Source organism: Spirosoma flavus (assembly GCF_054778555.1).
On record NZ_BAAGZL010000001.1, the window covers coordinates 1,376,544 to 1,390,077 of the forward strand.

The window sequence follows — 13,534 nt, forward strand, 5'->3', positions numbered from 1 at the left end:
TGATGCCTTAACGTTGCCATCACCAAATGTAAAGCGAAAATGGTAGCTTTTATCGGCTGAGACTGAACAATTTAATTACATTTTATCAGGAACGTCTATTCCCAATAAACCCATTGCTTTCCGAATAGTTTCCCCAACAACTTTGGCCAAAACCAAACGCGTGTGCAGCTTCGCGGAATCGGTCTCTTTCAGAATCGATAGTTTGTCGTAAAACTGGTTAAACGTTTTGGCCAACTCATACGCATACTGCGCCAGATACGAAGGCGCGTAGTCAGTGCCGGCTTCTTCAACCCGTTGCGGATATTGGCTCAGCAGGAATATTAATTGCTGCTCAATTTCGTCAAATTCAGTTGCCTCTACTGGCTTATCAGTCAATATATCGGCCTCGGCAGCTTTGCGTAGCACCGACTGAATTCGGGCGTGAACGTACTGAATATACGGTCCCGTATTGCCGTGTAAATCAACCGATTCGGCTGGATTGAACTGCATCCGTTTCTGCGGATCAACCTTCAGCAGATAATATTTCAGCGCACCCAGTCCTAACGTAGTGAACAGGGCTGATTTTTCGGCTTCGCTGAATTCGTCGAGCTTTCCTTTGGCGGCTTCGTCGGCAGCTGTAGCAGCCGCTTCGGTGGTTTCCTGAATCAGATCGTCGGCATCAACCACGGTTCCTTCGCGCGATTTCATCTTGCCCGTTGGCAAATCGACCATTCCGTACGACAGGTGATACAGGTTGCTGGCATACGGACGGCCTAACCGACGTAGTATGGCGAACAATACGTTAAAATGATAGTCCTGCTCGTTGCCGACCACCCAAATCTGACGGTCGTTATGAAAATCCTGAAATTTCAAATCGGTGGTACCGAGGTCTTGCGTCATGTATACCGACGTACCATCGGAACGTAGCACCAATTTCTGGTCCAGTCCTTCCTCGGTTAAATCAATCCAGACCGAACTATCCGGCTTTTTGTAGAAAATGCCCTTTTGAATACCTTCTTCAACGATTTCTTTTCCAAGTAAATACGTATTCGATTCGTAGTACGTCTTGTCGAAACTAACGCCGATTTTCTGATACGTAGCGTCGAAACCTTCGTACACCCAATCGTTCAGTTTACGCCAGAGCGCCACCGTTTCGGCATCGCCCTGTTCCCAGAGACGTAGCATTTGCTGCACTTCCTGCATCAGAGGGGCCTGCTTTTCGGCCTCTTCTTTGGGCGTACCCTGCGCTACCATTTCTTCGACCTGCGCCTTATACGCTTTATCGAACAGAACGTAGTATTTGCCAATCAGGTGGTCGCCTTTCATACCAGCCGATTCAGGCGTCTCGCCATTGCCAAACATTTTGTACGCCAGCATCGATTTGCAGATATGTACGCCCCGGTCGTTAACGATGCAGGCTTTCACTACGTCGTATCCGTTAGCAGCCAGAATCCGGCTCACCGAATCGCCCAGAAAGTTATTCCGCAAATGGCCCAGGTGCAGCGGTTTGTTGGTGTTCGGTGACGAAAACTCAACCATTACTGACTGATTTTTAGCGGGTAACTTACCGAATGCTACGTCGGTAGCCATGTCGTTCAGCACTGTAATCCAGGCAGAATCGGCAATACTGAGGTTCAGAAACCCCTGTACTACGTTGAAGCGGCTAACAACCAGACTGTTATCGACCAGCCATGCACCTATCGACTGACCGATTTGCGCGGGATTCTGGCGGAGAATCTTGGTTAGTGGGAACGTAACGAACGTATACAGTCCCTCGAATTCTTTTTTGGTAGGCTGTAAGGCAACCTCACCGATTTCCTGCTGATACAGTTCGGTGATGGCCGTTTTAATGGCAACTTTTAACTCTTCCTGAATATCCATCCGATGACGACACTACGTAAAAAGCAGTTTCGTGGTGCAAAAGTACGAAATGTCGCAGGATGTAGCGTGGGAAAAGAGGATGTGTTACGTTAAGGCTCTAAACGCGTAGTCGATTCAGCGACTGTCTGGATTTTTTCCTTTGAGAAAAAGACCGGGAAATAACCATTTTCGACCCAGAGTGGAAACAGATCACCGTAATGCGGATCGTCGGGGTTTCCAGATTGGCCGGGGCTGTTAATTCCTAGTGTTTTATCCCAGTTTTCCGTATCGATCAGAATACGAAACGAAGCGCCATGCGCCTGGTTTAAATCCGCCCCCGTTGCATTGACGGTTTCGCCGTAACCACCCCGGATGGCAGGGCCAAGGTTTATTTTCTTGCGCATGGCCGCATCGACCATTTTACTCAAAGGGTGGGTAAGGGTGATGTGTTTATTTTTTCGTTGGCCATAACTCCAGTCGTTCATGTCGTTGCCTAACCGAGCATTCAGTTCGGCAACGGCCCGGTCGAGACACCCCAGCAGCAACGTATCGCGGTCGGGAGTTGGCACCTGTACGGCATCGAAGACACGTTTTGAGGGAAGGGATTTCAGATAAGGCCTGGCTTTATCCGGGACCATTTTTTCGTAAACTGTCTTTTTTAAATGCCCCTCCCACGCTACGTAAATAGCGGCTGCAACGGAATTGGGCTCCAGTTTATAATCCCAACGACGTAGGTAGTTCAGCGCCTGTTCGGTCTGGTTATTAGACGAAGCCAGATTCTGGAACAACGGTACCAACGTACGCGCCGGAATCGACAGGTAATCAGCCTGTAAGGCCGAGAAATCGCTCATCGTTTTACGCGTACCGTTCGCCAATACTTCTTCGATGCGATGAGCCCGGGTAGGTAGTGACCAGGTCCAGCCGACGGCGTTTCGGTACGGAAAATTAGGCGGAGTGAGGTTATTGTTGGCTGTCGCAATAAAGCCTTCGGTCGGATTCAACTTGCTGGGCAACTGCTGAATAGGCAAATAGCCACCCCACTCAAAACGCCCGTCGCCGGGAACGGGCACTAGACCACTGAAATTTTTCCGAATAGGTGCTAATCCAACGCTTTGCCAGCCAATGGTGCCCGTTCTGTCAGCCCAGATCATGTTTTCGCCCGGCACTCGGCTGAATGTGCAAGCCTGCCGAAATTCGGTCCAGTTACGGGCCTGATTCATCCGTAGACTAGCCAGATAAGGAGCCGTGCCTTTCTCTCGCGAACCCGCCCGGACAGCATACGCCTTATGACGAACTTTGTCTTCGAACACAACTGGCCCGTGTCGCGTGTATTTCAACGTAGCAGTAACAGGCTGCCCGCCCTTCACCGCGATACGTTCGGTCAGTGTGGTCATCGTCTGCCAGCTGCCTTTGTATTTGTACTGATTCGGATTGGCCGGATTGGTTTCGTATACGTAGAGGTCTTCGTTATCAGTCTCGAAAATAGTCAATCCCCACGCACCGAAATCGTTATGGCCGATGGAAATGCCCGGCAGCGTCGGCTCGCCCGCACCTATTACGTTCCAACCTGGCGCGTTCAGGTGAGCCCAGTAACGTAGCGAAGGCGTCGACTGCGCCCGGTGCGGATCGTTGGCCAGCATGGGATATCCACTAGCCGATTTATTGCCCGAAATCACCCAGTTGTTCGAGCCAACGTACTGTTTTTCGGCATTCCACCAATCGTCGATGGACTGTTTTGAGCGATTACTGGCGTCTTCGTCGGCTTTGGTGGCCTGGCCCTGAAATTTCAGCGGGAGCCGAAATGCCTCGTATAACTCCAGAATGGGTTGAAACAATTCGTCGCCGTTTAGGTGCAGCGTCAAATCGGGTTCGGTGGGTTTAGTTGTCGGGTGAAACCATTCCAGTTCGCGGAGTTTCTCGGCGCCAATCAGTTTCACTAACTGCCCGTATTTCAATTCGTCGCGAATGTTTCCGAATATGCCTTGATGCCGACTGATAACAACCTCTGGTGTCCAGGGCTGCGGTTTCGTTTTGAGAACGCCGAATTCGAATGGCAATTTTTCGGGCGTTTTCAGAACCTCGGCAATGTAGGCGTTAATGCCATCCACAAACGCCCGAACGATCTGTGGTCCATGCGGGTGGTAATGAGTCAACTCCTGCGTCATATTGCCCCGAAACTTGAACAGCCGTGTACCAATATCCCGTTTGATTTCCTCTGGCCCCAGTAGTTCCGCCACAGTGCCGGTCGCCTGCCGACGCCAGATTTCGAGCTGAAAAAGCCGGTCGCGGGCGGCCGAATAGCCCTGCGCAAAAAATAAATCGTGTTCGTTTTTGGCGTAGATATGATTGACGCCCCACCGATCACGAATGATATCAACAGGTTGCTGAAGGCCGGGCGTACGTAGCGATTGCGGTGATTGTGAGTAACAGAAAAGGGGAAAAAAGAGCGTTATCAGAGAAGGCAGTCGCAGCATAGCGTTGATCTATTTTCTGGTAATATAGTCAACAATCTGAATTCAGGAACTTTAATAAGCATTTAACAAGATGCTTGTTATTAAGCAATTACTTTAGTGTAGAAAAATCAACGAAATGCAGTTATGAAAACGTTTTACAGCTGGTTTTTCGTAGGCATGCTAACGAACCTGGTGGGTTGTGTAACTATTCAGTCGAACAGCAAGTCAGAAGCGATTCCTTCCTTTCAGCGCGTCCTGATTGTAACCAAGTTACGGAATGCACCGGCCTCTTACGTTCAAAACTTTGCCCGACAGTTTCCGACAGGCTACGAAACCTGCACGCTGGCTATCAGCCCACTATCGTTTGATAATCCGGATGAGGCTATTCGCAAAAAAGTAGCGGATTGTCAGAGTGATGTCATTTTAACGCTTGAGCTGGTTCAACGGGGGCAGTCTAGTCAGTATAGTAGTACTCCTTATGAGTACAATGCCGAAATGGTGTCGGCTAAGACTGGCGAGTCGTTCTGGAAAGCGATCATTGCTTCCAATCCAAGCTATGGCGAACAAGTACCGCCCCGAAGCATCCTCAAGCGTCTGCTTGTTGACCACATCATTACTGGAAAAATTGTTGATGTACAGACATTCCAGGCGAGTTACTGAAGTTCAGGCTAAACCCAAATGTGAGTCATAATCTTCTATCAGTATAAAGATTATGACTCACATTTGGGTTTAACCTGCTTCTTGCTTTACGGAATTTGCCGGTTTGTCAGTAGGAAACAGAACCTCTGTGTATCGCTCTGCATCCATGAATCACTGCGTCACAACAATCTAAGGCTTTATCACTCGAACCGTCTGCTGTTCGCGAGCCGTTTGGATACGTATCAGAAACAGCCCGTTGAGGTTGTTGAGCGGCACCTGCACCTGCTCCTGTGCCCCCGCCTGACTGATACGTTGCTCGTGCAATACAGTTCCCTGCTGGCTAATCAATGACCACTGCATCGATTGACCTTCTACTCCGTTAATTTCCAGCTCAGCTGATGGACCTGTCACGGGGTTGCCCAATACGCGCACCTGTAGTTTCGGACCAGGTTCTGTTACCCCTGCCCGCGCCCGGTTGCAGACCGATTTCAAATTCCAGACGTAGCTCACCGTTACGCCACTCTGACGCGCCATCAAGTTGAAGGGTGCTACGTCACTGGCGGTTCTGCTGTCCTTATCTACGAACTGGTTGGGGTTGGTAGTCCAGCCGGTGATGCCGGGGGCGAAGTACTCAATCGTAGTACCGTCGCCCCCGGTGGCGTTGAAGCGGAAAGCACCTGTGGCACAGTCGTATGTGGGTGCCAGCAAGCTAAGCGAACTTCCAGTTGGAGGTGTGGGTGGTGTTGGGGGAGTGGGCGGGTTGCCACTACAGTATGCGCCAAAGTCGAACGTGTACGTAGTGGTTTTGCCGCTCTGCATGGCTGTAACGGTTATGGGTTTTGGATCGTTACGTAGGCCCACTTCAACAGTGCCGAAATTGTCGGTGACCGAAGCGCGGGAGATGCCGGGGGCCATGAACGTAATGGGTGAACCATCGCTCCCTGAGACGTTGAACGTAATAGCTCCCGTCTGGCAGTTATATGTAGGCTGGGTCAGGGCGAACGTACCACTTGGGGGTGTGGGTGGCTGATTTGTTGTTGAAACCGTAATTCTGAACGTAGCGCTGGTCGCACCTCCGGTTGTTGAGGCTGAGACTCTAACCTCATAAATCCCTGCGGTACTGGCGGTGCCGACCAAGACGACGGCTGGTGTGAACGGAAGTTCAGAAATCTTGGAAGAGAGTCCCAGACCTGGTGGTAAGCCATTGGCAGAAATGTTCCAGTTAGACCGATAGTTTGGGCTGCTGCCGAAGTTCGGATCGGAGAAATACGTCCCAATCGGGATGTAAACCGATTCGCCAACCTGAAAAGTCGCATTGGGAATGGACTGATTCAGACGAGGGGGCAACAGGCCAGTAGGAGAGCAGGTGGCTTTTAAATCAAAATCAACGCTCACACGCGCTCCGCCCTGTATAGCCGTAATCGTAACAACTTTGGGATCGTTACGTAGTCCGGGTTCCACAACGCCGAAGCGATCGGTTGGCGAATCGCGCTGGATGCCAGGCGCAATGAACGTAACGGCTGTGCCATCTCCACCAGCCACATTGAACGTAATCTGGCCGGTTGGGCAATTATAAGATGGCGCAATCATCTGAAGTGGATAAACGGTTGGCGGTGTTTCTACCTTCAACTTAATTACCTGAAGATTAGAACTGATTAGTACTAAACTACCATCTCCCGCCCGCGTAATTCCTTTCAAAAAACCATCCGATGGGCCATCGAACGTCCGTTGAGCGATAACCGCAAACAACCCCGGATCGCTCGGACCGACGTTGGCCGTACTCACTTTTGTAACCTGCGGATCGGCCCCGTCAACGCGGGACGTATTGCCCACTACGTAGTAATTGCCGCCATTCGGGTCTGTATAAGACGTAATAAAAGCTTCGGTTGGCTGTGGATTGACGCTTCTGGCGCGTTTAAAATTGCCGTTCCAGTCGACTTCAACCAAAGCGGTTACGGCCGTTGCCGGTTGGTGAGAGCTTGGCGTAAGCGCCGTTCCAACCAGCGCATAGCCGTTTCCATCGGCGGCCGGGATGACATCATTGATAGTAAGCATTCGAACAACTGAATTCCCCACAGGACCATTGCTGGTATTGGTAACGGGCAGCGCGCTCAACAGCTTCTGCCAGATCACATTTCCTTGGCCATCAAGTTTGGCTATCCAGCCGGTATTATCCAGTGACGTACCATTATTCAGATCCTGAACAGCGCCCGTTGTGTTGTGATAGCCCACAACCAGGAAACCGCCGTCGGGCGTATTTAACACGGCTTCCCCTTTGGTGACGCTCTGGTCAGGATTAGCCGCTGGGTAGGCAAGTGCCCAGCTCCAGCTAGTTGCCCCTGTTCTCTGGATGGAAACCATAGTTTTGGTAGCTGACGGGGAGAGGGTGTTCAGGTATACCGTTCCACCGTCGGGCGTGTTTATCATGTCTTCCTTAGCACCTCCGTATTGCGAAGCCCCCGGGGCTGCCCCCGATGCATTTATGGTATTATGTATCCCGGCTCCACCCCATTCTTGTCCCGCCAGCATAATCGATCCATTCGGTAAAGAAGCCAGCTGATCAATAGTTGTAACAACGGCGTATCCACCCACACATGGACAGTTAGTAGGAAGCTTACCGGCAATGTAGGATGCCCCCGGTAATGGCCCCGTACGCCAGACCTGATTACCCTGCAAGTCGTACTTGATGACCTGAGCCATTTCGTCCGATACAACAACGTTTCCGTCGGCTGAGATGGCTACTGCTGTTCCAATTCTACTCCATTGGGCATCTGGGATGGATTGCGCCCCTGCCTGTCGCCCCACCGCTAACCCCAAACCAAGTAGGGCCAGCCAGACGCCTTTTGCTACTGATAAATAGTTCTTTTTCATGGCATAGAAGTTTAGTATGGCTGTTGTATTCGACAGCCCAACCGTTAATCGGGTTGGGCTGTCGAAGGTAAGTCATTGACCAGCAGATTTTTTCAGAACACGGCTGAGAGTCCCCAAATTGAAAGCAATAGAGTCAGGTTTATAAGTCGAAGCGGGATTTGATGTAAAGGAGTTATAAAGTTGTAGGGTTCCTGATGCGCCAGCCAACTTTACAACCCTGTAACCCTACAACTTTATAATTCCCTTCAGGCTTTGGTGAGCCCCGAGGCTATAAATTCGCGGGGCGTTTTCTGGTAAAAATCCTTGAAAACGATGGTAAAGTAAGAAGGCGTTCGGAAGCCAACCTGATAGGCCGTCTCAGCGACGGTATGCCCCTGCCGCAAAAGGTCGGCTGCTTTACGTAGCCGATATTGACGTATCAGTTCGTTGGGCGATAACTGAATTAAGTTATGAATTTTTCGATAAAGCGTTTTTCGGCTCATAGCCAGCTCATCAGCCAGCCAATCGACATTGAGCGACGTATCAGTCAGGTGTTTGTCCAGCAACTCGTAGACCCGGCGAAGGAAAATATCCTGCACTACGTTGGGCGATTGCGACGTATCGGGCTGCGCTAAATGCAGGCGGTATTGCTGCTGTAATTTTTCGCGGTGCGAGAGCAGATTACGGAGCCGTAACTGCAATTCGTCCAAGTGAAACGGTTTGGCCAGGTAATCGTCGGCACCCTCCTGCAAGCCTTCAAGTTTACTCTGATGCGCTGCTTTCGCTGTAAGCAAAACGACCGCAATATGGTTTGTGTCAGGGTGTTGTTTGATCTGGCGGGTTAAGGCATAGCCGTCCATTCGGGGCATCATTACGTCGGAAATAACAATGTCGGGCAGTTCGGTTTGGGCGAGTTGCCAGCCTGCTTCGCCATCGGTTGCCCGCAGAATCTGGTAGGACGTAGCCAGTTCTCCCGCCAGAAATTCCCGCAGTTCGTCATTATCCTCCACAATCAACAGCAGAGGAGCCTGACTTTTTTCGCCAGAGGGCTGTTCAGACGTAGCAGAGATGACCGGAGTTAACGGTTGTTCAGTAATAGTTGGTTCATGAACTGATAGCACTACGTATGGCGCTCCCTGATTAGTCGATATAGGCTTGACAGGCAGGGTTACCGTGAACGTAGTACCCACATCAGGCTGGCTCGCTACGTTAATCGAGCCGCCAACCAACTCCACCAACTCTTTCACCAGCGCTAGCCCGATGCCCGTACCTTCATAAGCACGCGTACGGGACGTATCGACCTGATAAAACCGGTCGAAAATATGCGGAAGATTTTCAGCTGAAATACCAATGCCTGAGTCCTTGATGGTTATGATAAAATCAGCAATTTCACCCTCTGGCGACGTAGCGTTGGGCGACAACGAAACCGCTACGTTCCCGCCTTTACCCGTAAACTTTATCGCATTCGCCAGTAGATTAGTCAGGATTTTCTCCCACTTATCGGCATCGAACAGGCAATCGTGAGTGCTACGTTCGGTGTGGAGCGTCAGCGTTACGTCCTTCTGCTCAGTCACTTGCCGAAACGATTCTACTACGTGCGCTACAAATTCGACAGCTTCTCCGCGCATCAACGATACGTCCAGCCGCCCGGCTTCCAGCTTCGAGAGATCGAGAAGTTGGTTGATAAGTTTGAGCAACTGATCGGCGTTACGTTTCATCAATCCCAGCGTTTGCCGGGTCGATGTATCGAAACGACTGTCCTGAAGCAGTTTTTCAACCGGCGAAATGATAAGCGAAAGGGGCGTCCGAAATTCGTGCGTGATGTTCGAGAAAAACCGCGTTTTTAGTTCATCTACGGTTTTGAGTTGTTCGGCTTCCCGACGGTTCAGTTCCAGTTCCTGTTGCTGGCTGAGTCGATTTAGATAGAAACGTATCAATCCCCAGATAAGTCCCACGAACAGAAGCGCATACAAACTATAAGCCCACCACGTAGCCCACCACGGCGGTCGGATAATGATCTGAACAGCAGCTTCATTCTCGGTCCAGGTACCGTCGCTGTTGGCCGCTTTTACCCGAAATGTATAGTCACCGGGTGGCAAATTGGTGTAGTTGGCAAAATGGCGCGTTCCGTTCTGAATCCAGTCTTCATCGACGCCAACGAGCTGATACGCATACTTATTCTGCTGAGCCTGGGTGAAGGTCAGAGCCGCAAAGCTGAAGGATAAAAAGTTTTCATTATAGGCTAACGTAACGCCAGAGACTGTTATCGGTCGGAGCTGGTCATGCACTTTCAACTCGGTAATTTGTACTGGCAACGGGCGCGTATCATCGTGAATGCTGTCGGGATTGAAATGGACGACGCCGTTCAGTGTTCCAAAAAAAAGTCGGTCCTGTTGTTTGTAAACGGCATTTTTGAGAAAGTCGTTACTAGGCAATCCATTCGTTATCTGATAATTACGCACTCGTTTCGTTCGTGGGTCGAACCGGCAAAGACCTTTGTCGGTGCTTATCCAGAGATTACCTGACTGGTCGCTGGTAATGCCGACGATGTTATTACTTGGCAGCCCATCACTGATGGTGAAAGCTGAAAAATGCTCTGTTTTAGCATCGAACCGGTTAATGCCTCCCTGCTGCGTTCCGACCCAAATCGTTCCTGATTCGTCTTCGTAAACCGTAAGAACCGCGTTATTATTTAACCCACTTTCTGAACCGGCCAGATAATGGGTAAAACGGCCGGTTTGAGTATTCAGTCGAGCAATGCCCTGTTTTCGGAACGGTATCCAGACATCGCCGTTTCGACTAGCGAGCAGGCCATGGACGTATTGATCGGGCAGACCATTTTTATCGGTTGGGTCAAATTTATAATACCGATATCGGTGTGTTTTCGGATTAAAGGCGGCAATTCCAGACTCGGGCGCGATATATCCGCCTACCCACAATTCGCCCGTTGGTCCCCAGCTCATGTATTCGACAGGCACCTCGGCCGGGTAACTACTGAAACGTCCCGTTGCACCATCGAAGTGGTACAAACCCAGCCAGGTTCCTAACCAGACACCATTTTGCCCATCTGCCGCGAGTGATTGGGTGTAATTTTTGTACGTACTGGTAAAGCCCAGCATTTCGGGCGGAATAGGCTCGGCTACCTGACTGTTACGTGGTCGGTAGACGGTGTAACCATTGGTAGTCCAGAAACCGCCATTTTTATCGGGCAACAACGCAACTGCCTTATTCTCAAGTAAGTTCGCCGTGCCTTTGTTCGGACGTACCTGATACGTAACAAACGGCTTATCGCTCATGTCCTGCCGGTCGATACCGTTGTCCGTACCTACCCAGAGCGTGCCTACCCGATCAATGTAGACCGTCTGTGCCGTGCTGCTGCTGATTCCTTTGGGCTCGTTTGGATTTGGGCGATACGTAAAAACCTGATTACGTAGCGGGTCGATACGTTGTAAGCCCGTCGTAGTGGCCATCCATAAAATACCGTTGGCGTCACTACGTAGTGAATTCAGAAACGTGAATGGATTGATGTGGCCGTTCGGATTATAAGGCTCCAGTTGCCAGGGCTGCCGGTTCAGGTCGAGCCGGAACAGACCGTAACCCGGCGTGGAGGTTGCCATCCAGAGCACCTGTTGGGCGTCGAGGTGAAAAGCAATAAACGTAGGCTGAAAATCGCTCGCGGGCACCGGTGCAGGCACCAATGTATAACGACCCGTTTCGCGGTCGAACAGATACAAACCCCGGTACGTACCGACCCAAAGCCGATGTTGTGGATCTTCGAATACGGTTTTTAACGTAGCGTCAGGGGCAGGAACCGGGAAAAGTGTAAAATGGTGTTTCTGAGGTTCATACCGAGCTAGCCCTGCTAACGAGCTGACCCACAATACGTGACGACTATCTTCTAAAACCGAATGCTGGAAATTCCACAAATCGGCGTTACGTACCGAACGTATCGGATGCGGGATGACTTGTCCAGTCTGTTTATTGATCTCATGCAAACCTCCCTGCGTTACGGCCCACAATCGGTTGGCGTGGTCTTCGCACAACCCCGATAGTATATCATTTTGAAAACTATGCTGCGGGTCGTTCGGGTTTGATTTGAGTACGGTAAAGGTGTAGCCGTCGTATTTGTTCAGCCCGTCGTTTGTGCCGAACCACATGAATCCTTCCCGATCCTGCAAAATGCAATTGACCGAGTTGTCAGATAGCCCATCTTTTACGGACAGATGTTCGAACTGGTTGACAATTGGCTTTCCGACGGGCGCTGTTACGTTCGTTCGGCTAGCCTGATTGGGCTGGCTGAATCCCGGCAGGTAGGGAATCAACAGAAGCAACACCAAGGAAAAACGTACCATAACGCTGGCAACCGATTTAGCTCATCAACAAGAAAGAGAGGATTCTCTAAATTCTCATGATTAGCAAGTCAGCCAGCGAATAGCTGCCAACGTATTGACTGTTAGACGGATGGTCTTCCTAACCAATACGTAAAAATAGGCGGATTTATGGTCTGTTTAATCGTCCTGTTTTTTTACGACATGCACGACCTTTCCATTTTCGATGAGCCGGGTTTTCAGGACAGTTTGCTTCGGAATGGCGAACAACAACGTAGGCGAAACGGGCGATGGCAATGGGTTTTTCGTCAACGTAGTGTCGGTCATCTTAATGTACCGTATCGTTAGGGTCGAATCCTGTACGAACACCCGGCTGACCGATAGCTTCGGTGGTTTGTTGGTCGATGGGAGTACGACGCCGATAGCGGTTTCTTTGGTGAAATTTGGTACGTTCTTTTTGGCCGGGGGAGCGGTCGCATCTACTGCAAATACCTTCTCAAAATCCTCGGCTTGTTCGAAGACGAATAACGTAGGTTTACCTTTGGTAATACGGGTATCGCTGCTGAGTGAGTAGCCTTTCAACAGGCGATGGGTGAGGTTAATCTGGGCAAGCGTAATGACACTAAAAAGCAGGCAGAAAACAACAAAAACCGGGAAAAAACGAAAACGAGTCAATCGACGAAATGGAGCAATAAAAGACATAATCAAACGTAACTAGGTAAGCATACTCTACCTTTTAACGTCAGATATCCTGATTCGGTGTATATATGATCAGAAAAGATGAGATTAGCGGGGATTCTGACTGGTCGATTGGGATGAATTACGGATGTTCATCCCCGATACGTTGAAGCAGGAATTGTAGTTATCGCTCTTGCATTCGAACAAATCGAACTGTTCGATGCCATCGTCCAGCCGCTCGAAATACAGAATGAACGGCACGATTTCGCTGTTTTTGATCTCGCGCGAATCTGGGGTCGTGGGAATACCCTCTGTTTTCAGGAGTTTAAACGTCCGCTTTCCATCGGCTGAGGCTAACAGCGCTTTTGGGTTGAATGAAATACTGCTGCTGCCGTAGTAATTATTATCGCGGTCGTTCGGGTTTTTTCCGTAGGTCATGTACAGCACCGTATAGCTAGCCGTCAACCGGATATCTGTTACGCGAATATCCGGGTCCTGCGAATGCCCTAGTCCACCCTGTGGATCGGGGTAGAGCCGCTGCTGAAAGGAAGCCAGCGGCTGGCTGACCTGGTAGTATTCGGCTCCATCGGCGGGGGCATCCACGCTTAGTGGCCGGGTTGATTTACAGGCTGTAAATAGCAGAAGGACGGCGATCAGGGCTTTCATGGTTTTAAATTAAAAGCTTTCCTGCAAATAATCAAAAGTTGTAAAGTTGGTTAACGCCAGAACAATACGTGTGCGTGAGTC

7 protein-coding genes are annotated in these 13,534 nt (G+C 50.3%); 1 reads left to right on the forward strand and 6 read right to left on the reverse strand.

Going from position 1 to position 13,534, the window contains the following annotated elements; all coding sequences use genetic code 11:
• Positions 1 to 75 precede the first annotated feature (75 nt).
• Positions 76 to 1,860 carry an arginine--tRNA ligase gene (gene argS, locus ACYVF1_RS05305; protein ID WP_461076350.1) on the reverse strand — a complete coding sequence of 595 codons (1,785 nt, stop codon included), beginning with the start codon at positions 1,858 to 1,860 and terminating at the stop codon, positions 76 to 78.
• 89 nt (positions 1,861 to 1,949) lie between these two features.
• Entirely contained in the window at positions 1,950 to 4,313 is a 2,364-nt protein-coding gene (locus tag ACYVF1_RS05310; RefSeq protein WP_461076352.1) for a penicillin acylase family protein, read from the reverse strand.
• Between the two features lie 123 nt (positions 4,314 to 4,436).
• Between ACYVF1_RS05310 and ACYVF1_RS05315 the strand changes: the two genes are divergently transcribed.
• Entirely contained in the window at positions 4,437 to 4,952 is a 516-nt protein-coding gene (locus ACYVF1_RS05315; RefSeq protein WP_461076354.1) for a hypothetical protein, read from the forward strand.
• Between the two features lie 168 nt (positions 4,953 to 5,120).
• Here ACYVF1_RS05315 and ACYVF1_RS05320 read toward each other — a convergent pair whose 3' ends face one another.
• The 4 genes from ACYVF1_RS05320 to ACYVF1_RS05335 form a co-directional block, all read right to left on the reverse strand.
• Positions 5,121 to 7,802, reverse strand: coding sequence for a T9SS type A sorting domain-containing protein (locus ACYVF1_RS05320; protein ID WP_461076356.1), 2,682 nt, complete (start codon positions 7,800 to 7,802; stop codon positions 5,121 to 5,123).
• 245 nt (positions 7,803 to 8,047) lie between these two features.
• Positions 8,048 to 12,133 (reverse strand): hybrid sensor histidine kinase/response regulator transcription factor, encoded by a 4,086-nt coding sequence (locus ACYVF1_RS05325; RefSeq protein WP_461076358.1) that lies wholly within the window; start codon positions 12,131 to 12,133, stop codon positions 8,048 to 8,050.
• 156 nt (positions 12,134 to 12,289) lie between these two features.
• Positions 12,290 to 12,811 carry a hypothetical protein gene (locus tag ACYVF1_RS05330; protein ID WP_461076360.1) on the reverse strand — a complete coding sequence of 174 codons (522 nt, stop codon included), beginning with the start codon at positions 12,809 to 12,811 and terminating at the stop codon, positions 12,290 to 12,292.
• Positions 12,812 to 12,895: 84 nt separating this feature from the next.
• Positions 12,896 to 13,453, reverse strand: a complete 558-nt coding sequence (locus ACYVF1_RS05335) for a hypothetical protein (RefSeq protein WP_461076362.1) — start codon at positions 13,451 to 13,453, stop codon at positions 12,896 to 12,898.
• Between the last annotated feature and the right edge of the window lie 81 nt (positions 13,454 to 13,534).

What these genes read in the sequence shown, in the direction of transcription:
- argS (WP_461076350.1), bottom strand. Translation starts at nt 1,860, where the DNA reads ATGGATATTCAGGAAGAGTTAAAAGTTGCCATTAAAACGGCCATCACC.
- ACYVF1_RS05310 (WP_461076352.1), bottom strand. Translation starts at nt 4,313, where the DNA reads ATGCTGCGACTGCCTTCTCTGATAACGCTCTTTTTTCCCCTTTTCTGT.
- ACYVF1_RS05315 (WP_461076354.1), top strand. Translation starts at nt 4,437, where the DNA reads ATGAAAACGTTTTACAGCTGGTTTTTCGTAGGCATGCTAACGAACCTG.
- ACYVF1_RS05320 (WP_461076356.1), bottom strand. Translation starts at nt 7,802, where the DNA reads ATGAAAAAGAACTATTTATCAGTAGCAAAAGGCGTCTGGCTGGCCCTA.
- ACYVF1_RS05325 (WP_461076358.1), bottom strand. Translation starts at nt 12,133, where the DNA reads ATGGTACGTTTTTCCTTGGTGTTGCTTCTGTTGATTCCCTACCTGCCG.
- ACYVF1_RS05330 (WP_461076360.1), bottom strand. Translation starts at nt 12,811, where the DNA reads ATGTCTTTTATTGCTCCATTTCGTCGATTGACTCGTTTTCGTTTTTTC.
- ACYVF1_RS05335 (WP_461076362.1), bottom strand. Translation starts at nt 13,453, where the DNA reads ATGAAAGCCCTGATCGCCGTCCTTCTGCTATTTACAGCCTGTAAATCA.